Origin of the sequence: Sphingomonas sp. (genome assembly GCF_042096255.1) — a bacterium.
Lineage (GTDB): Bacteria > Pseudomonadota > Alphaproteobacteria > Sphingomonadales > Sphingomonadaceae > Sphingomonas.
Window position 1 is genome coordinate 1 of sequence record NZ_JBELLZ010000010.1, and the last position, 18,016, is coordinate 18,016.

At 68.0% G+C, this 18,016-nt stretch carries 22 protein-coding genes; 14 read left to right on the top strand and 8 right to left on the bottom strand.

The window, feature by feature from the left end; translation table 11 throughout:
* The 7 genes from sctJ to ACFDTH_RS03430 form a co-directional block, all read right to left on the bottom strand.
* On the bottom strand, positions 1-586 hold a 586-nt coding region (gene sctJ, locus ACFDTH_RS03400), incomplete at its 3' end, for a type III secretion system inner membrane ring lipoprotein SctJ (protein ID WP_375286101.1).
* 20 nt (positions 587-606) lie between these two features.
* Positions 607-1,017: a hypothetical protein gene (locus ACFDTH_RS03405; RefSeq protein ID WP_375286102.1), complete on the bottom strand. Its 411-nt coding sequence runs from the start codon at positions 1,015-1,017 to the stop codon at positions 607-609.
* 15 nt (positions 1,018-1,032) lie between these two features.
* Positions 1,033-1,347: a hypothetical protein gene (locus tag ACFDTH_RS03410; protein ID WP_375286103.1), complete on the bottom strand. Its 315-nt coding sequence runs from the start codon at positions 1,345-1,347 to the stop codon at positions 1,033-1,035.
* Positions 1,348-1,381: 34 nt separating this feature from the next.
* A complete protein-coding gene (locus ACFDTH_RS03415) occupies positions 1,382-2,503 on the bottom strand; it encodes a hypothetical protein (protein ID WP_375286104.1) in 1,122 nt (373 codons plus the stop codon).
* Positions 2,500-4,536, bottom strand: a complete 2,037-nt coding sequence (gene sctC, locus ACFDTH_RS03420; protein WP_375286105.1) for a type III secretion system outer membrane ring subunit SctC — start codon at positions 4,534-4,536, stop codon at positions 2,500-2,502. The genes ACFDTH_RS03415 and sctC overlap by 4 nt, the downstream gene beginning before the upstream one ends.
* Complete coding sequence (locus ACFDTH_RS03425; RefSeq protein ID WP_375286106.1) at positions 4,533-6,536, bottom strand: FHIPEP family type III secretion protein; 2,004 nt, start codon at positions 6,534-6,536, stop codon at positions 4,533-4,535. The genes sctC and ACFDTH_RS03425 overlap by 4 nt, the downstream gene beginning before the upstream one ends.
* On the bottom strand, positions 6,533-7,012 hold the full coding sequence (locus ACFDTH_RS03430) for a lytic transglycosylase domain-containing protein (protein WP_375286107.1): 480 nt from the start codon (positions 7,010-7,012) through the stop codon (positions 6,533-6,535). The genes ACFDTH_RS03425 and ACFDTH_RS03430 overlap by 4 nt, the downstream gene beginning before the upstream one ends.
* Between ACFDTH_RS03430 and ACFDTH_RS03435 the strand changes: the two genes are divergently transcribed.
* The 8 genes from ACFDTH_RS03435 (at position 7,011) to ACFDTH_RS03470 (ending at position 12,466) form a co-directional block, all read left to right on the top strand.
* Complete coding sequence (locus ACFDTH_RS03435) at positions 7,011-7,430, top strand: hypothetical protein (protein WP_375286108.1); 420 nt, start codon at positions 7,011-7,013, stop codon at positions 7,428-7,430. The two genes, ACFDTH_RS03430 and ACFDTH_RS03435, sit on opposite strands and share 2 nt — an antisense overlap.
* Before the next feature lie 299 nt (positions 7,431-7,729).
* Positions 7,730-8,881: a type III secretion system export apparatus subunit SctU gene (gene sctU / locus ACFDTH_RS03440; RefSeq protein ID WP_375286109.1), complete on the top strand. Its 1,152-nt coding sequence runs from the start codon at positions 7,730-7,732 to the stop codon at positions 8,879-8,881.
* A 2-nt stretch (positions 8,882-8,883) separates the two neighbouring features.
* Entirely contained in the window at positions 8,884-9,210 is a 327-nt protein-coding gene (locus ACFDTH_RS03445) for a FliO/MopB family protein (RefSeq protein WP_375286110.1), read from the top strand.
* Positions 9,207-10,214, top strand: coding sequence for a FliM/FliN family flagellar motor switch protein (locus tag ACFDTH_RS03450; RefSeq protein ID WP_375286111.1), 1,008 nt, complete (start codon positions 9,207-9,209; stop codon positions 10,212-10,214). The genes ACFDTH_RS03445 and ACFDTH_RS03450 overlap by 4 nt, the downstream gene beginning before the upstream one ends.
* A 5-nt stretch (positions 10,215-10,219) precedes the next feature.
* On the top strand, positions 10,220-10,936 hold the full coding sequence (locus ACFDTH_RS03455; RefSeq protein ID WP_375286112.1) for an EscR/YscR/HrcR family type III secretion system export apparatus protein: 717 nt from the start codon (positions 10,220-10,222) through the stop codon (positions 10,934-10,936).
* 138 nt (positions 10,937-11,074) lie between these two features.
* Positions 11,075-11,344 carry a type III secretion system export apparatus subunit SctS gene (gene sctS / locus ACFDTH_RS03460; protein WP_375286113.1) on the top strand — a complete coding sequence of 90 codons (270 nt, stop codon included), beginning with the start codon at positions 11,075-11,077 and terminating at the stop codon, positions 11,342-11,344.
* A gap of 1 nt (position 11,345) precedes the next feature.
* Positions 11,346-12,122: a type III secretion system export apparatus subunit SctT gene (sctT, locus tag ACFDTH_RS03465; RefSeq protein ID WP_375286114.1), complete on the top strand. Its 777-nt coding sequence runs from the start codon at positions 11,346-11,348 to the stop codon at positions 12,120-12,122.
* Entirely contained in the window at positions 12,119-12,466 is a 348-nt protein-coding gene (locus ACFDTH_RS03470; RefSeq protein WP_375286115.1) for a LuxR C-terminal-related transcriptional regulator, read from the top strand. The genes sctT and ACFDTH_RS03470 overlap by 4 nt, the downstream gene beginning before the upstream one ends.
* A gap of 113 nt (positions 12,467-12,579) precedes the next feature.
* On the opposite strand, the gene ACFDTH_RS03475 is transcribed toward ACFDTH_RS03470, so the two are convergent.
* On the bottom strand, positions 12,580-13,014 hold the full coding sequence (locus tag ACFDTH_RS03475) for a DUF1772 domain-containing protein (protein WP_375286116.1): 435 nt from the start codon (positions 13,012-13,014) through the stop codon (positions 12,580-12,582).
* 346 nt (positions 13,015-13,360) lie between these two features.
* Between ACFDTH_RS03475 and ACFDTH_RS03480 the strand changes: the two genes are divergently transcribed.
* From ACFDTH_RS03480 to ACFDTH_RS03505, 6 genes are all read left to right on the top strand, one after another.
* On the top strand, positions 13,361-13,960 hold the full coding sequence (locus tag ACFDTH_RS03480) for an EscF/YscF/HrpA family type III secretion system needle major subunit (RefSeq protein WP_375286117.1): 600 nt from the start codon (positions 13,361-13,363) through the stop codon (positions 13,958-13,960).
* A 91-nt stretch (positions 13,961-14,051) separates the two neighbouring features.
* On the top strand, positions 14,052-14,792 hold the full coding sequence (locus ACFDTH_RS03485) for a DUF6683 family protein (protein WP_375286118.1): 741 nt from the start codon (positions 14,052-14,054) through the stop codon (positions 14,790-14,792).
* A gap of 65 nt (positions 14,793-14,857) precedes the next feature.
* A complete protein-coding gene (locus ACFDTH_RS03490) occupies positions 14,858-15,082 on the top strand; it encodes a hypothetical protein (protein ID WP_375286119.1) in 225 nt (74 codons plus the stop codon).
* A gap of 88 nt (positions 15,083-15,170) precedes the next feature.
* The gene (locus tag ACFDTH_RS03495) at positions 15,171-15,680 is read left to right on the top strand and encodes a hypothetical protein (RefSeq protein ID WP_375286120.1); all 510 of its coding nucleotides are present in this window, start codon (positions 15,171-15,173) and stop codon (positions 15,678-15,680) included.
* Between the two features lie 55 nt (positions 15,681-15,735).
* Positions 15,736-16,614, top strand: a complete 879-nt coding sequence (locus tag ACFDTH_RS03500) for a hypothetical protein (RefSeq protein WP_375286121.1) — start codon at positions 15,736-15,738, stop codon at positions 16,612-16,614.
* A gap of 75 nt (positions 16,615-16,689) precedes the next feature.
* Positions 16,690-17,991 carry a phage tail tip lysozyme gene (locus tag ACFDTH_RS03505; RefSeq protein WP_375286122.1) on the top strand — a complete coding sequence of 434 codons (1,302 nt, stop codon included), beginning with the start codon at positions 16,690-16,692 and terminating at the stop codon, positions 17,989-17,991.
* The last annotated feature ends 25 nt before the right edge of the window (positions 17,992-18,016 follow it).

Consider the following 18,016-nt stretch of genomic DNA (forward strand, 5'->3'; position numbering starts at 1 on the left):
CGGGCTGCGCCGCAAAGGTCTCGACGCTGACGTTCTCGTATTTGAGCCCTTCGATCGAGTTGACCACCAAAGCCTTGATCTTGCCGATCTGCGCGTTGATGTCGGTTCCCGGCCGGTATTTGATGAACACGGAGGCGGAGGCCGGCGCCTTCTCCTCGGCGAGCGGCGCCTCCTCGGGCAGCGCGAGATGGACACGCGCCTGGACCACGCCGTCGATCTCGGTCAGCGTGCGCGACAGCTCCTGGCTGAGGCCCCAGTTGAGCCGCGCGCGCTCCTCGGTGGGCGAGGAGACGAAACCTTCCTTCTTGAACACGCTGCCGAGCGTGGCGAAGTCCTGACGCGGATAGCCCTGCGCGTTGAGGATCTCCACCGCGCGGCCAAAATCGCCCTTCGCGGTGGTGAGCGTCCAGCCCGCCTCGCCGCCGTCGCTCTTCTGCGCCTCGATCCCGGCGCGCTGGAGCGCCGCGATCATCTCGTTGGCCTGGCCCTCCGAAAGCTTGCCGTACAGCTCGGCCCGGCCGCAGGCGGCGAGGAGGACGAGTCCGAGCCCGGCGAGGAACAGCCTCAGCCGCTTCTGCCACGCCATCGCGCCCTCCTCTCCCCCGCTCACGACTGCTGCCGAAACAGCTGCTGGATGCCATCCGATGTGCGGTTGGCGATGTTCGAGGTCAGCTGGCAGTGGAACATGAACTCGTGGCACTTCATGGTGAGGTTCACCACTTCGCCCGGCGTCATGTCCGCGCCCTTCAGCGAGGCGGCATTGGCATAGTCCGCCACGTTGCGCGCCTCGCCGTTCACCTTCTCCAGCTGGGTGAACATCGACTTGAGCGCCGGCGATAGCGCGTCCGGCCCGCCCACCTGCGTCGCCGCCGCCGAGGGCTGCGCCGCAGCGGTCATCGACGACTGGAAGGCGGTGATGTCGGCGATGGAGGCGTTCGCCCCTGCCTGCACCGTCTCGGGCGGGGGCATCGCCCCCATGGCGCCCGCAGCCGATGCGGCGATTGCTTCGATAGACATGGGGAAGTCTCCCGCTTAGCCCTTGCGCGCCATCGTTTCGAGCGCCTTGCCGACGCTGTCGATCGAGCTGGACGAGCTCTGCGCCATAAAGCTCATGCGCATCGATTCCGCGGTCAGCTTGGTGATCTGCGAGGGATTATCGCCGCCACCGGGGCCGACCTGGTTGGACATGGTCTCGATCCGCTGCGCCTGGCCGTCCAAGGTCTGCCCCCAGGCGTCCGCCAGCGCCTCGAACCAGGTGCCCGGCGCGCTGCCCTTGGCCATGCGGTTGTTGGTCATGGGGCTGGCGGCCATCATGCCGAGGCCGCCGGTGATGCTGGTATCGCTCATTGCCTTGCTCCTTCAACGAACCCTTTTAGTCCCGTCAGAAACTCACACGGGTCTGTCGCCCGCTCTTCTCAAATACCACGGTATTGCCCTTGATGCCGACCAGGCGGTGCCCGCTGGGCATCACTGCACCGGCAAAATAGCGCGCTCCGTCGACAGTCTGGATGAAGGCGGGGTCGCCACCGACCACGGTGGACACCTTTTTGGTGGCATCCTGCACCGTGCGCAGCGGCACCGTCTCGACCGGTGCCAAATCGTCGCGCACCGTCAGCCCGGTCAGCGCACGTACGTCGTTGCGCACCGCCTGCGCCAATTTCTGCTCCTGATCGGGCGCCAGCGGCGTCACCCGCAGCTCGACGGTGGTACGGCCGGTCGGCCGCGCCGTGGACTGGAGCCCATGGATGCGCGCCACCTCCGTCGCCGAGCGGGCGAGATCGGCGCTGGTGACTACGGCGACGCTGCCGGGGAGGCCGGTCTCCTGCATCGCCGCAACCGCCTTCTGCCGCTGCCCCTCGTTGGCCACCACGCCCGCCACCGTGATCTCGCCGGTCGAAGGATCCTCGCGCGCGTCCAGCCCTGGGAGGCCCGCCGCCGCCATCGACTTCTCGACCCGCGTTTCGGGGGTGCCGCGCAGGTACAGCGCGTCGACCATGGGCATGGTGGCGCTGGCGAGCACGACGAGGCCCACCGCCGCACCCACCGCGATCATCCGACCGCGGGTGAAGAAGGCGCCGACACCCTCGCCCGCCTGGCTAGCCATCGCGATGGCGGTGTCGCGCGCGCTGGGCGGCGCCTCTGGTGGCGTCGGCGACACCGCGACCAGCCCGGTCGCATCCTGCCAGCGCTCGCTGTCGCGCTCGCCCCAGGCCAAGGCGACACCACCGATCGCGAAAGGCACATAGGGCGGTACGATCACCGTCCCGCCCGCCGACACTGCCTGGCCGAGCAGTTCGGCCTCTCCCTCAAGCACCGTCGCTTTCGCCGCCCCATCGGCATCGAGCGCGAGGTCGATTGCGATTCCCCTGGTGGCCGGATCGCGAACGACGACGTCGTGCCAGAACTGGTGTCCGATCGACACCGCCCCGGTTGCGGGCAGGGCCTTTTCGGTCCCGGCAAGCCGACCGTTGAGGACGCGGAGCACGGGCGAAGCGACGATCACCGCAGGGGCCTCCCGGTCGTGCTGGCGGAAGAAGGAGCGACCGGCGTCGCCAACGTCGGCGCCACCCGCGTCGTCGAGGTGACCGTGGTCGGCCCGACGCGCGAGCCGAGCGATACCAGGCGCGGGGTGATCAGAAACAGCCGCTCGGTATGCGCGCGGCGCCTTTGCTGCATTTTAAATAGGTTGCCCAGCAACGGAATGTCTCCCAGCAACGGGATCTTGTAGACGCTGTCCGAATCCGCATCGACGGTCATGCCGCCGAGCAGCAGGCTCTCGCCGTCGAGCACCATCGCCTGGGTGGCGACGCTGGCGCGCTCGACGATGGGGATGTCTTCCACCAGCGACTGCTCGCTAATCGAGCCGTCCTCGATGTTGACGATCATGCGGATACGGGTCTGGTCCTGGTCGCGGAAGACGTGCGGATTGACCCGCAGCACCGTGCCCGCGACGACGTTGAACAGGTCCACCTCCTCGCGGCCGGCGACCCGGACGTAGAAGGTCCGCGTCCGATCGAACACCGCCTCGACGTTCGACAAGGTCAGCACCTGCGGGCGCGAGACGACGCGGGCGACACCCTCATTCTCCAGCGCGGTGATCCGCGCCAGGAACTCGCGCCCGCTGCCGATGATGGTGGAGATGGTGCCGCCCTGCGCGGACGGGGTGATCGAATCGACGTTCTGGCGGCGGTTCTGGCCCCGCCGCGCACGCAGGCGGTTGTCGTTGGCGTTGTTGCCGCTGCCGAACAGGGCGCCAAACCCGCCGGAGGACACGCGCCAGTTGATGCCCAGCTTGCGCATCTTGTCGGTATTGATGTCGATGATCGACGCCTCGACCTCGACCACCTGCGGCTCGACATCCAGCGCGCGGATCAGCGAGTCATAGGCGGCCATCCGCTCCGGTACGTCGCGAACGATCACCGCATTGAGGTACGGATTGGGCTCGATGCGGACGACCTCCTGGGTCAGCGGCGCGACCACACTGCCGTCGAACCCGCCGCCGCCATAACCCAGCACGTCACCGGTGTTCTGGCCCGGATAGAGGCCGGGCACCGGCAAGCCGAGCGAGGGCGTCTGCGCCAGATTGGGAGCAACCGCGCCGAGTCCCTGGCCCTTCAGCCGTGGCTGGCTCTGGCGGACCAGAGTGGCACCAAAGGTGGGCGTGGCGCCCGCGACCGGCGCGCTGCCGCCCGGTCTCTGATCGAGCACCAGGTTCTGGAGGATGGTGGCGAGGCCCGGCAGCCGCAGTTCGCGCCCGCCCGCGGTGGACACGGTATCCTCGGCACGCGCGTACTTCAGATAGAAGACACGGAATTCGAGCGGCTGCGGCGGCGGCGGCGTGGTGGCGACCAGCGCGGGCGGCGCGATGCCGCCGCCGACCAGCGGACTGCCGGACGGGATACTGCCGCCGCCGCTAGCCTGCGCAAGCTGCGAGACCTGCTGAAGAAAGCGCGGCGTGCCGCTGGCGACGAGGTTGCCGTCTGCGGCGATGCGGACGTAGTTGCGCCGGTCCGTCAGCCGCTGCGAGGCGACCTGACGCGCGACGCGTTGCGCCGCCGCCTGGCCGACGTTGAGCGTCTGCACGCCCACCTCGCTCGCAGCATAGACGTAGAGCGCGGCGCCGTCGTCATAGCTGATCAGATTGAAGGCGCGCGCCACATCCGAATAGATCTTGGCCACCGACCCACGGAACACGCCGTTGACTGTGCCGGTGAGGTTGCTGCTGGGCACCACCGGCCGGCCGACCCGGCCGAACAGGTCGCGCAGGAAGGCGGTGATCGGCTGGTCACGCGGCGAAAGGATCAGGTCACCCGGCGCGCTGGCGGTGGTGCCGGCGGATGCCGATGCGGGAGCGGGCGTCGCGCTGGGAGTAGCGGCAGGCACCGCCTGCGCTACAAGCGGGATCGCCTGCGCCGCGAGTACGTGCGGCGCACCAGGCGCGCTCGCCCAGCCGGCCGCGGCCGTCGCCAGCGCCATGGTGCTGCCCGCAATCAGAAACGTCCGTCCGATCCGCAAAGTCTTGTCCCCCTTCATCATTCGGCCATCGCCGCTTCGCGCGGCGCATCGTCCGGCCCGGCCTGCGGAATGCCCCCCGCCGGCAGGCCGATCTGCCCGACCATCTCCAGCCGGGACATCGACGACAGCTCGTTGAACGCCAGCACCGGCAGGTCGAACAGGTCGGGCTCAATCAGCTTGCGCACCGCTCGGCGCACCTCGAACGAAGTGACCAAGGCGTTGGCTTTGGTGGTCGCCGCGGTCTCGGCGATGGTGGCGACCAGGCTCTGCGCCACCTCCGGCGGCACCGCGAGCCGCTCGGTGCCGTCGACCACGCGGGTCGCCTCGCGCACCATCGCTTCCAGTTCGGGCGTCACCACCAGCGCGCGGATCTCGCCCGCGGGTGCCGCGGCGTCGATCAGGTAGCGCTTGAGCGCGATCCGGGTCATGTCGGCAAGACGCGGCGTCTCGCGCTCGCTCTGCGCCGCCTCGGTCAGGCCTTCGAGTACGTCGCGCATGTTGCGCAGCGGCACCTCTTCCTCGGCAAGCCGGCGCATCACCTCGGCGATGCGCGAGGCGGGCACCGCGCGCACCGCTTCCTTGACCACCTCTGGATAATCCTCGCCGATCTTGTTGAGTAGAGTCACCGCTTCCTGCACGCCCAGGAAGCGCGCCAGGTTGCGACGGAGCAGCGCCTCTACCGCCGCGACCAGCGCGGTGGCGTCGCCACGCTCGCCATGGCCGACCGGAAGCTCATAGGCGAGCAATTGCCATGCGGGGCGTGCATCGGGCGCCATGAAGTGGATGGCGAGGCGCGGCAGCGGCACGCCCGAACGATACTGGAGCCGCTCCAGCATCGCCTGCATGTCGGCGGCGAGCGCGTCGCACTCGGCGATCGAGGGCTGCGGCCCCGAAAGCTCCAGCAGCAGCGGCACCACCGGCTTGGGGGCGGCCGGCTCGGCCAACAGGGTCGCAGGCGGCGGCGCCTCCTTCTGGCGCGGTAGCATCGCGCGGACCGGACCGAGGTGTTTGAGCATCAGTGGCTGGAGTCGCGGATGGATCGCCGCCCCGGCCAGCATCGCGCCCGCGCCGAGGCCCAGGAACACCGCCACCGGGAAACCCGGAACCAGCGCCATCAGGAAGGCGATCGCGCCGACCCCCATCAGCACGCGGGGGTTGCCCGACAGCTGGCGCTGGATGGTCTGGCCCAGGTTGCTGGGATCATCCTCGTCGGTGGTGCGCGTCACGATCAGACCGGCGGCCATCGCGCCGAGCAGCGCCGGGATCTGCGCGACCAGCCCCTCGCCGATGGTCAGGATCGAATATTTCTGGGTGGCGGCCGAAAGGTCGAGCCCCTGCTGCATCACGCCGATGGCGAGGCCGCCGATCAGGTTGACCACCACGATCACGATCGAGGCGATCGCATCACCCTTCACGAACTTCATCGCACCATCGAGGCTGCCGTGAAGCTTGCTCTCCATCTCCAGCACGCGGCGGCGCCGGCGCGCCTCATCCTTGTCGATCAGGCCCGAGCGCAGGTCGCTGTCGATCGACAGCTGCTTGCCCGGCATCGAATCGAGGCTGAACCGTGCCGCGACCTCAGCGACGCGCTCGGCGCCCTTGGCGATGACGATGAACTGCACGACGGTGATGATCAGGAACACCACCAGGCCGACGACGATGTTGCCGCCCGCCACCATGGTTCCGAAGGTCTGGATGATGTGCCCGCCATGGCCCTCGACCAGGATCATGCGCGTCGTGGCGATCGACAGTGACAGCCGGAACAGGGTCGAGACCAGCAGGATGGCGGGAAAGGACGAGAAGTCCAGCGGCCCGCGGATGTAGAGGGTGGTCAGCAGTAGCATCACCCCGAAAGTGATGTTCACCGCCACCAGGAAGTCGATCAGCAGCACCGGTAGCGGCAGGATCATCGCGGCAATGATCATCACCACGAAGCCGGCCAGCGCGACATCGGCGTAGCGGGCGCCGAAGCCCTGCTTGGCGGGCCGCGCGTCCGCGGCGAAATAGCCCTGGACGCTCATTGCGCGGCTCCCACCACCACGCCGCGCGCGGCGGCGTAGCGGCCCATCACCGTGCGGACATAGCCTTGCGTCTCGCGGTAGCGCGGCACGCCCTTGTACTTCACCACCGCGCCGGGGCCGGCGTTATAGGCAGCGACCACCAAAGGCACATTGTTGCCAAACTGTCCCTGCAGCTTCTTGAGATACGCCGCACCGGTGCTGAGCGCGAGCGTGCGATCGGTGAGCAGAGCGTCCGGATTGCTGACGCCCAGGCTGCGCGCGGTGGCCGGCATCACCTGCATCAGGCCGAGCGCACCCTTGTGCGAAACCGCCCGCATGTTGCCGCCGCTTTCGGCGGAAACCATGGAGGCAAGGAGGTGCGGGTCGATCCGGTACTTGCGACCGATCGCCACGACCAGTGCGTCCGGCGCGGCGCTGCCGCCGCGGCGTTTCACCTGTTGCACCGCCGCGGCGAGGCGGCGCTGGTAGCCCGGCATGCTGACCGACACGCTGGCCGTCTCGCGCACCGCGACCGGGGCTATCGCTACCGGCCGATCCGTGGTGGCGGGCGCGCGCACCGCCGAGCCGGTGCAAAAGCGCGCCGCCTCGCTGAAGCGCGCGCCAATGCCGCTGGTACCGCAATCCGCGGCAAAGGCCGATGTTGGAAGCAAAGCGGCGGCGATCGCACCTGCTGCGATTGTTGCGCGCCGGAACGTTGCTTGCCTCGTCGTCATGCCCACCGCTCCTTTCCTCTCCCAGCGCCATTTCGGAACCGGGAGCATTTTGGTATCGCTGGGTCCTGCGATCCGGGGCGACGAATGCCCGACGCCCATAATCATGCCCAAGCCTCCCCGGCCGGGCCAGCCCGCCGCGGCTCACCTCATCGTGCAAAATCCACGTCCCGTCCTGGATTAAGGCTCAATTGTGGCATTACATTTCAATGACGACACATTTAAATCGAGCCGGGCAACCACTGCGACTCGCCTCGCACGACAAGTTAATGCGCTGGAAACAGAGGCTTTGCTGACACTGCTGTCAGCCGCTCGACTTGACTCCTGGCAACAAAAGCTGGATAGGGCCGGCGTCGAACACGCAATCGGGTCCTGCGGTTTAGACGATTCAAGGCGCAATCGTGGCGCCTTTTATGGCGACGAACGTACCGGCTTTTGCGTCCGGCGCAGGCATGTGCCTCCCGACGCGGGCAGGAGCAGCGCGTGGCCGGAAACAACGACAGCGGCGACAAGACAGAGAAGCCGACACCCAAGAAGCTCGCCGATGCGCGCAAGAAGGGTGATGTTCCCAAGTCCAAGGACGTGACAGCCACGGCGACGCTGTTCGTCTGGTTCATCGTCTTCGCCTTCGGGGCAGGCTTCGCCGGAACGCGGATCGCGGCGCTGTTCGATCACGGCTTCGGGATGATCAGCAACGGCCAGCCGTTCGACGTTTCAGCCAAGTCGCTCGGCATGGAGGCGCTCTGGGCGCTCGCCGCGATCTCGGCGGTGGCGCTGATCCCGGCAGCGGTGACGGGCGTGCTGACCGAGTTCCTCCAGGCCGGCGGCGTCTTCACCACCGAAAAGCTCAAGCCTAGCCTCGACAAGCTCAACCCTATGGAAGGGTTGAAGAAGATGTTCAGCCTCGACAATGTCATCGAGATGCTGAAGACGCTCGCCAAGGCGATGCTGATCGTCTTCATCCTGTGGCTGGTGCTGCGCGGCTCGCTGGCCGAGATCATCGAGCGCACCGGGCCCCTGCTGCAGCCGTCCGCCGAGAGCGACGGCCGCGCCGCCGCCGCATCCGTGCTCTCCTACACCGGATCGCTGGTCCGCCAGGCCCTGCTGTGGACCTTTGCGGTGTTCGTGCTGGTCGCGGTGCTCGACATGGGCTGGCAGAAGCACAGCTTCATGAAGAAGATGCGGATGAGCCTCAGGGACATCAAGCAGGAGTTCAAGGAGAACGAGGGCGATCCGCTGATCAAGGGCAACCGTCGCCAGATGCACGAGGAATGGGCGAACCAGAATGCGGTGGGCGCCGCGCGTGGCGCCAACGTGCTGGTGGTCAACCCGACGCATATCGCCATCGCCATCGACTATGACGCGGAAAGCGCTCCGGTGCCGGTAGTGGCCGCCAAAGGCGAAGGGCCTCTCGCCCAGGCGATGCGCGAGGCGGCGGAGGAGGAAGGCGTGCCGATCGTCCGCCACGTCTCCGTCGCGCGCAAGCTGTACGAGGATGCCGCGGTGGAGGAGGTGATCCCGCGCGATATGTTCGAGGCGATCGCGCAGATCATCCTTTGGGCCAAGAAGGTCCGCGCGGGCGAGGCGCCCCAGCACCACGATCTGGAACAGGCACAGCTACGGGAGGCGCACTGACCATGGACTCGGCGATCGGAACCGCCATCACGGGCTTCATCGGCATGGTGATCGCGCTCGCGATCGTGCTGGGGCTGGCATATGTCTGCCTGAAGTTTTTGCGGCAATGGCAGGAGCGAGGGCTGGGCGCGCGCGATGGCGAGCCGACCCGCGAGCTACGCTTCGTGCGCGCGCTCGCGGTCGGGCAGCGCGAACGACTGATGCTGGTGGAGGCGGAGGGTGAGCTGATGCTGATCGGCGTGTCCGCCGGCTCGGTGACATTGCTGCGCAACTGGGGCGCGGCGGCAGAGGTTCGGGCCGCAGAGGTTCGGGAAGGTCCGGTACAATGATCCAGCGTCCCTCACCGCTGCGCGACCGCCTCCCGGCGATCGACGAGATCCGCGCCGAGCGGCAGACCCGGCTGATCGCCGCGCTCAACGCCCGCCGGCTCGGTGAGCAGACGCTGTCCGCGCGGCTGGCGCTGGCACGCGATCGCCGCGCCGCATCCGCCTGGGTGCGCTTCCGCGCCGGCGGCCGGCCGGTGACGATCGCGCCGCTGCTGGTCGATGGCGAGTTGGTGCGCCTGTCGGGCGCGGGCGGCGGCCCCGATGCGGCAATCGCGGCACGCCTGCTCGCCGCGATCGAGCCGCTGGTGGTGGCGCTGGAGAGCGCGTTGGGCGCTGACCTTCATCCCGAGGGACTCACCATCGAGGCGCCGGACGACGCCATCCTGCTGCGGCTCGACGCCGCCTGCACCCGCCATTCGATTCGGCACCGGCTGATCGTGGCGGTACCGGCGGAAGGCGAGATTGCGTCCCCGGCGCTACCTTCTGCAGAGCCGGCGCTGCTCGCCACCCTGCGCGCGCGCTGGACCGCCTCGATCGACGCACCTGCCATCCCCGCGTCACACATCGGGACGATTGTACCCGGTGACCTTTTTCTGCTGGGCCTAACCCCGCTTGTTGCGCGTATCACCATCCCCGGCCGTCGCGGTCTCGTTCGAGGCCGTCTGGAGCCAATGAAGGGAAGCATGACGTTGCACGAAGACATCGTCCCCTCTCCTGCCGACGCGGCCGCGGCCGTTGAATCCAAGACCAACGATGCCGCCCCGATCGACTGGGACGCGATGAAGGTTCCTGCCACGATCGAGATTGAGGGCGGGCTGCTCTCCGCCCGCGACATTGCCGGTCTCGCCGCCGGCAGTGTGCTTCCTGTCCCCAGCACGGGAGGAACGCTGGCGGTGCGCGTGATCGCCGGCGGCACGCTGATCGGCGCGGGCGAGCTGGTCGCGGTGGGCGACGGCTTCGGCGTGCTGTTCACCTCCGCCTCCGACGCCGACTCCACCGGGGCCTGACCGGCATGGACCTGTCGACCTTCACGCCGGGCTCCGCGCTCGTCGTCGTCGTCGCGCTCGCGCTCGCGCCGTTCTTCGCGGTGATGGTGACCAGCTTCACCAAGATCGTGGTGGTGCTCAGCCTGTTGCGCAACGCGCTAGGCCTCCAGCAGGTGCCGCCCAACATCGTGCTCAACGGCCTCAGCCTCGTGCTGACGCTCTACGTGATGTATCCGGTGATGCAGCAGATGCAGACCGCGATCGCGCAGGGGCCGCAGCAGGCGGCGATCGAGGCGCAGGCCGCGCCCGCGGCACCGGGCGGCAATGGAGGAGGCGGCGGCGTGCTGTCCTCCACCGGCACGATGCTGAACGCGGTGGAGGCGGGCAAGGAGCCGCTGCGCAACTTCCTCCTCAAGCACAGCTCACCGAGCGAGCGCGGTTTCTTCCTCAAGACCGCCCAGCGCGTGGGTGAGCCGAACCGCGCCGCCGAGATGACCGACCGCGACTTCATCGTCGTCATCCCCGCCTTCGTGGTGCGCGAGTTGAGCCTCGCCTTTCAGGTCGGCTTCCTGATCTTCCTGCCGTTCCTGGTGATCGATCTGGTGATATCGAACATCCTGCTCGCGATGGGCATGATGATGCTGTCACCGACCACGATATCGCTGCCGTTCAAGCTCTTGCTGTTCGTGCTGGTCGACGGCTGGGTGAAGCTCAGCCACGGACTGGTGCTCAGCTATGTCTAGCGGGGCCGCTATCTGCACGCTCCGACATCCGTTCGGCCTGAGCGAAGTCGAAGGGCAAGCCTCGGCGTTTGGCCATGTGCTTCGACTTCGCTCAGCACGAACGGATGTCAGGTTGGGTGTCTGGTCGGAGAGGCCGGCATGAACGGCTCCTTTGTCAGCCTCACCAACGACGCGCTGTGGCTCGTGCTGGTGCTGTCCGCGCCGCCGATCGTGGTGGCGGCGGTGGCGGGGCTGCTGGTCGCGATCGTCCAGGCGGCGACGCAGATCCAGGAACAGACGCTGCAATATACGGTGAAGTTCTTCGCCATCGTGATGACCCTGTTCGTCACCGCGGCGCTGCTCGGTGGCTCGCTCTATCGGTTCAGCGACCGAATCTTCACCGAATTCCCGGCAATGATCCGCTCGTAGCGTGGGCGGCTGGTCGGACCAGGTCCTGCTGCTCGGCGTCGCCACCGCACGGGTGGCGGCCACCTTCCTGCTGCTGCCGATGTTCTCCAGCGACACGGTGCCCGCACTGGTGCGCAACTCCATCTTCGTGTCGCTGGGCGTGGTCAGCCTGGCGCTCCAGCCGCCGATTGATCCCTCGATGCTGGGGCCGGCGCAATGGGCGTCGATCCTGGTCAAGGAAGTGTTCGTCGGCCTGATCATCGGCTTCTTCTTCGGATCGGTGCTGTGGGCGCTGGAGTCGGCGGGGCAGATCATCGACACCAAGGTTGGCGCGACGCTGGCGCAGGTGGTGGACCCGCTGTCCGGCCACCAGACCTCGCTCAACGGCGCATTCCTGGGGCGGCTGGCCAGCGTGGTGTTCGTGGCAATGGGCGGCCTGTCGCTGCTGCTGCGCGTGATCATGGAAAGCTATGCGATCTGGCCGATCGCCTCGCCGATGCCGGTGCTCGACGGGCGCAGCCTGGGGCTGTGGGAAGGCGAGTTCGGGCGGCTGATGGTGCTCGCCACCTTGTTCGCGGCGCCGGTGCTGACCGTGCTGTTCCTGATCGATGCGGCGCTGGGGCTGATGAACCGCTTCGCCCAGCAGCTCAACGTCTTCACTTTATCGCTGTCGATCAAGGCGTTCGCGGCCACCTTCGTGCTGCTGCTGCTGGTCGGTGGCTTCGTGTCCGCGATCATCCGCGACATCGCCAGCCGGCCGGACGTGATCCTGGGCATCCTCCGAGGCCTGCCGCGATGAGCGAGGCGGCGGAGGACGAGCGGCTCGCCGCCATCGCCGAGTTGCTGCGCAAGGCTGATGCATTGCCCGGCGCCGCCGCCCCCGTCGCGCTCGGCGAGCATATGGTGGAGGCCGCCCGCGTGCCGCGTCGCCACCGCGAGGCACTGCTCAAGCTCACGCCGATGGAGCTGACCTGCATCCGCTTCCTCGGCTGGGGCCGTTCCAATGCGGACATCGCGACGCTGCTCATGATCTCGGACAACACGGTGCGCGTCCACCTGTCCAACGTGTGCCGCAAGCTGGAGCTGGACGGCATGCGCGAGCTCGCCGCGCTGGCGGGGCTGCTCTTCTACCCGGCCGACTGAGCCGCCGCCAACCCCCGTGTCGGAGCAGCGCCGAAACGGGCTCGGTGACTTGCGAAGCCCAGATGCATCCGCCCTCCTCTCGCATAAGATCATGAACGAGCGCCGCGGCGTAGCTACGCTCCCAGAAAAGCCAGCGCGAAGATGCATGTGGTTAGGACGCCGAGCAGGCTCCTGACATTGTGGAGATTGCCCCATCTCACAAGCAGTCTGCGGCTTTCGGGGCTGGCCTGGCTTGGCGCGAGCGCCATCAAACGCTTGTTGACTGGCAGGATGACCAGGAGTGTAAACGGCCAGTTCGCCAGCAGTGCCACACTCCCCGCCACCCACATCCAGTTGCCCGTGAGATGCGCGGACCAGGCGCCACTTATCCCGCCGATCAAAGCCAGACCGGATTGGACGGGGAGAGCGCGTTTGTAGCTGGGCTGCCACTGCTGGAGCTGCGGACTATCGTCTAGCAACAGCCGGGCCGGATGCTCAGCGATCGTGATATAGAGCGCGGCGCCTGCAAAAAGCGTCGCGCTGATCAAGGCGGTCAGTGCGGTGATCATGTCTTTTCCTCGGTTGGATCGAGGAGGCGCTGGACCCGAACGAAAGCGCCTCCCGAATCTCGGGTGGCGCCGCGGCTGGGAAGAACCCCGCATCGGGGTGCAGGAACTACCGACCTGCTGCTCTATTTTCGGCACCGGCACCATCGCCGTTCCAGCCCGATCGAGCAAGTGCCTGGCGCGTGACGCAGCCGGCATTCACCGAGCGACTAGTCACTTCGACTAGGCCGCCTAATCGATCCGCTGAGCGCGCCGAATCGCCGGAGCCGCCATAAAGACTGCGACCTCAGGGCGATCGGACAAGCCGGACGTCGGGGGTGCGAACCGACTTTTCACGATGGAGGCAATCATGTTCAACTCGATCAATCCGGTGAACACCATCATGCAGACCGCCCTGGGTGGCGCCGGCGGCGTTGCGGGTCTTGCCGCGCGCAACCTGGTGTCGTCCTTCGGCCAGAACCTGATCCAGAAGATCGGCGACATGCTGAACATCCCGCAGCCGCTGATCGATGCCGCGCAGGCTCAGTTCGCGATGGCGTCGGGTGATCCGCTCGGCGGCCTCACCAACATCCAGGAAGCGGCGCAGGGCTTCGTCGAGGCGGCCGGCGGCTCGCTGACCGAAGGTGCCGAGTTCGGCCGCGACATCCTGGACAACCTGATGAAGATGGCCAGCGACATCGCTGGCGGCGAGGACGCCAAGGAAGCCAAGTCCGGTGGCAAGGGCGGCAGCTGGCTGATGGCGATGGCCCGCGCGCTCGGCAAGAAGGCCGACCAGCTGGCCGACCAGATGCAGAACTTCGCCGACAAGATGGCGAAGGACAAGTCGGACCCGAGCGCAAGCCTTGAGTTCTCGGCCAAGTCGCAGGAGTTCGGCCTGTTCATGAACGCTGCGTCGAATGCCCTCAAGACCGCGGGTGAGTCGCTGACCACCTCGGCGCGCAAGGGCTGATTAAGCTTCGTCACGCGAGGGACGGCGGCCGGGATCATTCCCGGCCGCCGTTTCGTTTGCGCAATCATCGATCACCAAAGGAGTTCGAGGGATGAAGGGCTTGGGCTGGATCGCCGCGTCGGCGACAGGACTCGCGCTGGCGACCGCGCCGGCGCTCCACGCGCAGGTGATGGCGCTGAGCCCCACCACCATGGTCGGCTATGCGGGCACCACCGCCGCCGGCGCGCATGCCCGCCGCCAGATCGGCACGCGGCTGGCGACCCCGTCGCGCACGCCCGCGCAGGCTTCCGCGCCAAGCATGACGCAGGTGCTCGCCCGCACCAATTATCGCCCCGATCCGCGCATCCGCCAGCAGGTCTATGCGCGTGCGGTGGCCCAGATTCAGAAGGGCAGCCCGTCTGACGCGGCCAAGTTGCGGCAGATCCTGGTCAGCGGGCAGATGCGCAACGAGGTCGCGACGTACCTGCGCAAGTATGGCATGTCGCCCGACAATCTGGTGGACACCACCACCGTGTACCTGGCGGCCGCCTGGCTCGCCTCACGCGGCAACACGGGCGATCCGACCCCGGCACAGCTGCGCGGCCTGCGCAACCAGGTCGCACGCACCTTCTCCACCATGCCCCAGCTGCTCGCCGCGCCCGAGGCGCTCAAGCAGGAGCTTGGCGAGGCGAACATCCTGCAGGCGTCCGTATCGAGTGCGGTCGTCAACCAGGCTGCCGGGCAGGACCCCGCCTATGCGGCCAAGGCGCGCGCAGCGGTGGTGCAGGGCGTCAAGTCAACCTACCAGATTGACCTGTCCCGCATGGACCTGACCGCCAACGGGCTGCGCTAGTCGGTTCGACTAGCGCGCCGGGCGGAGGCGTGTGGCATAGGGGCGCCAACTGAAGGAGGTGCCCCATGTCTCTGACGATCACCGCCACGCTCGGCCCCATCCAGGCCAAGGCCATCTTGGCCAAGAAGTCCGAGATGGAAGGCGACGGCCGCATGACCGCGCAGAACTCGGCCGCCGATTCGGATGTCGAGGGGCTGCGCCGCCAGCGCACCAGCCTCGATCGGCTGCTCGATCAGCCCGGGCCGCTCGACCGCTTCGCGCAGGACGAGGGTCCGGCGGAGCGGACCTAGTCGAAGCGATTATGGCCGGGCCTCGCGCCCTCACCCATATCCGATCCATCACGGTGGCGCGACCTGTGCCGCCATCAGGACAAGAGCCATGACCAGTCTCGACCGCCTTTCCGCCGCCGCCCCGCTCGGCTCCGTCGCCCAGACCGGTGGCGCGAGTGCGAAGGCGACCGCCGCGGAGACGATCGGCACGCTCGGCCACCGGGTGCTCGCCTGGGTCGGCGCGAGCGGCGGCAGTGCCGCGGGTGCCTCGGCGTGGAGCGGGCGCGCTGGCGCAGCGGATGGCTTCCAGGCCGATGCCGGGGTGCTGGCGCAGCGCGGCGACGTTTATGGCCTCAACCAGCTCGCGGGCGACATCGCCCAGCGCCATGGCGCCACGCCGACGCAGGAAGGCGATCTGCGCCGCGGGCTGGAGGATTTCACCCGCGCCGCGATGGTGCAGGTCGCCGGCCTGTCGGGCGCACCCGGCGAACGCCAGGTGGCGGGGCTGAGCGAGGCACTCGACACCGCGCTGGATGCCCCTGCGGGCGAGGGCGTTGGCGGCGTGATTGAGCGGCTGGAGGCGGCCACCGCCTCACTGTCGCGCGGAGTGGGTCTCTGACGGGAACCGGTTTGCGCGTCGCGCGATTACGGCGGGTCTAACGGGTGGAGGGATCATGAATCGCGGCGCGGCGCTTTCACTCATGGTGGCGCTCGTCGTCGCCTCCCCTGCCCTTGCCAAGCGCACCAAGGCGGCGCCCAAGGCCGCGGCGATCAGCGTGATCAGCGCAGGCAACGAGCAGGCGCTGTCGCTGGGCAAGACGGTGATCTCGCGGCCATTCGGCGCGCAGCTGGTGGATACGCTCAGCGTGGCGGGCAGCTATCGTACCAAGGCCGGCACCTATCATCTCGTCCGCGGCGAGGCGACCGGCGAGTGCCCGGCGCGCTATCTCGTCGTCTACCAGCAGGGCAGTGAGGCGCCGGTCGCCAGCGAGCCGTTCGGCACCTGCGCCAAGGGCGCAATCGGCGCAGTGACGCGCACCGGTTTCGTGGTGACCATGCCTGCCACCGCCGCAGGCGGGCCTTCGGTCCGCTTCCGCTACGAGGACGGCAAGATGCGGCTGGTGGATGCGATGCCCGCCGCGACGGTCGCCTCCGTTGACGGTCGTCTCGGCTTCGCCGCACGCCAGGCTTCCACATGCCGCACCCCCACCTCCGCCGATCCCGCCACCCAGGCCTCGGTGGTTGCCGACTTCTCACGCAGCTACCCGGCCGAGTATAAGACCTCGAAGCTGCTCAAGCGCACTGCGATAGCGCCGGACGAGCTGCGTGCGACGGTGACCGGGCTCGCCTGCCTGTCGCGCTGGCCGGGCGCCGAGCAGGTCGTGCCGGAGGCGGCGACTCCGCTGTTCGCTAGCAAGCGCTACGGCCCCGCCGCCTTCGAGATGATCCAGACGATCGCACGCGACGCCAACTCGGACGTCAACCTGCGCGCTGCGGTGCGCGCTTTTGGCGCCGAGATGATCTACCGCGTCGACCGGCGCGAGCCGCTCTAAGCGTTCCGATTAGCGACGCCCTCCGCAAACAGGCGTACTCCGACCGCAACCGAAGACATTACCGGGAGCGGTACGATGACGGTCGGAGCAGTCCAGCAATCGGGTAATTCCTCCAGCGGCGCACGCAATGAGACGGGCTATATCGTCAAGGGCGGCGACACACTGAGCGAGATCGCGGCGAGCCGCGGCGTCAGCCTCCAGGCGCTGATCCGCGCCAATCCGCAGATCAGCAACCCCAATCTGATCCGCCCCGGCCAGCACGTCACCATCCCCTCGGGCGGGAGCGGCGGCGGCAGCTACACCGTCCAGCCCGGCGATACGCTCAGCGGCATCGCCAACCGGTTCGGCACCAGCTACCAGGCGATCGCACAGGCGAACGGCATCGCCAATCCGAACCTGATCCATCCCGGCCAGACACTCAGCATTCCCGGCAGCATCGGCGGCACGGGCAGCGCCGGCGGCGTCACCGGCCCCGGCAGCACCGCTCCGGGCGGCGGCAGCAGCAACGTGCTGGAGATCGCCCAGAAATATCTCGGCCAGAACGCCTCGTCACTCAAGGTGAACGGGTCCGACAACCTGCCGATGGACGCCAACGTCCCCAACAACGTCTGCTGCGCCAACTTCGTCTCGGCGGTGCTGATCGAGGCGGGGCAGCTGCCCGCCGGGCAGCACACCAATTCGGTGCAGACGCTCAAGACCACGCTTCAGGGCAATGGCTGGACCGCGGTGCCGGCCAGCGAGGCGCGGCCGGGCGACGTGGTGATCATCCAAGGTGGCGGCGTCTCGCATACCGAGATCGTCGCCGGTGACGGCAAGATGATCGGATCGAACAACACCAATGCCGATGGCAGCCAGCGCGTCGGCTACGGCAATCTCTCCTGGGCGACCGGCAAGGGCGCGATCATCCTGCGCGCACCCGAGAGCGTTTCTGCCCCCGCACCAACTACCCCGGTAACCGGCGGCGGCACCCGCGCCGAGCGGATTGACCAGGCGGTTACCTTCTTCCAGAATCAGGGCTGGAGCCGTGCGCAGTCGATCGGCATCGTCGCCAACCTCGATGCCGAAAGCGCGATGGACCACAACAACTACCAGGATTCGGGCGGCCCCGGCTATGGCCTCGCCCAGTGGGAGAACCCGCGCCAGCGCGACTTCGCGGCGTGGGCGGGCAAGGATATCCATGGGTCGAGCTTCGAGGAACAGCTCCGCTTTGTCCAGTATGAGCTGACCCATTCGGAGAGCGCCGCGGGCAATGCGCTGCGTGGCGCCGACACGCCCGGCGAGGCCGCGTCGATCGTGACCCGCCTCTACGAACGGCCCGCCGACAGCGCCGGCGAGGCGGTGCGCCGTGCCCAGCGGGCGGAGGACATGGCACGCTAAGGTGTCACCCAGTCGAGCTGAAGCA

Excerpts from the sequence above, each read along its gene's own strand:
- ACFDTH_RS03480 (WP_375286117.1), top strand. The coding sequence starts at position 13,361 with ATGTTCAACTCGATCAATCCGGTGAACACCATCATGCAGACCGCCCTG.
- ACFDTH_RS03490 (WP_375286119.1), top strand. The coding sequence starts at position 14,858 with ATGTCTCTGACGATCACCGCCACGCTCGGCCCCATCCAGGCCAAGGCC.
- ACFDTH_RS03410 (WP_375286103.1), bottom strand. The coding sequence starts at position 1,347 with ATGAGCGATACCAGCATCACCGGCGGCCTCGGCATGATGGCCGCCAGC.
- ACFDTH_RS03435 (WP_375286108.1), top strand. The coding sequence starts at position 7,011 with ATGCTGACCGACACGCTGGCCGTCTCGCGCACCGCGACCGGGGCTATC.
- ACFDTH_RS03500 (WP_375286121.1), top strand. The coding sequence starts at position 15,736 with ATGAATCGCGGCGCGGCGCTTTCACTCATGGTGGCGCTCGTCGTCGCC.
- ACFDTH_RS03505 (WP_375286122.1), top strand. The coding sequence starts at position 16,690 with ATGACGGTCGGAGCAGTCCAGCAATCGGGTAATTCCTCCAGCGGCGCA.
- ACFDTH_RS03405 (WP_375286102.1), bottom strand. The coding sequence starts at position 1,017 with ATGTCTATCGAAGCAATCGCCGCATCGGCTGCGGGCGCCATGGGGGCG.
- ACFDTH_RS03450 (WP_375286111.1), top strand. The coding sequence starts at position 9,207 with ATGATCCAGCGTCCCTCACCGCTGCGCGACCGCCTCCCGGCGATCGAC.
- ACFDTH_RS03445 (WP_375286110.1), top strand. The coding sequence starts at position 8,884 with ATGGACTCGGCGATCGGAACCGCCATCACGGGCTTCATCGGCATGGTG.
- sctS (WP_375286113.1), top strand. The coding sequence starts at position 11,075 with ATGAACGGCTCCTTTGTCAGCCTCACCAACGACGCGCTGTGGCTCGTG.
- ACFDTH_RS03425 (WP_375286106.1), bottom strand. The coding sequence starts at position 6,536 with ATGAGCGTCCAGGGCTATTTCGCCGCGGACGCGCGGCCCGCCAAGCAG.
- ACFDTH_RS03495 (WP_375286120.1), top strand. The coding sequence starts at position 15,171 with ATGACCAGTCTCGACCGCCTTTCCGCCGCCGCCCCGCTCGGCTCCGTC.
- sctC (WP_375286105.1), bottom strand. The coding sequence starts at position 4,536 with ATGATGAAGGGGGACAAGACTTTGCGGATCGGACGGACGTTTCTGATT.
- ACFDTH_RS03470 (WP_375286115.1), top strand. The coding sequence starts at position 12,119 with ATGAGCGAGGCGGCGGAGGACGAGCGGCTCGCCGCCATCGCCGAGTTG.
- ACFDTH_RS03485 (WP_375286118.1), top strand. The coding sequence starts at position 14,052 with ATGAAGGGCTTGGGCTGGATCGCCGCGTCGGCGACAGGACTCGCGCTG.
- ACFDTH_RS03455 (WP_375286112.1), top strand. The coding sequence starts at position 10,220 with ATGGACCTGTCGACCTTCACGCCGGGCTCCGCGCTCGTCGTCGTCGTC.
- ACFDTH_RS03475 (WP_375286116.1), bottom strand. The coding sequence starts at position 13,014 with ATGATCACCGCACTGACCGCCTTGATCAGCGCGACGCTTTTTGCAGGC.
- ACFDTH_RS03430 (WP_375286107.1), bottom strand. The coding sequence starts at position 7,012 with ATGCCGGGCTACCAGCGCCGCCTCGCCGCGGCGGTGCAACAGGTGAAA.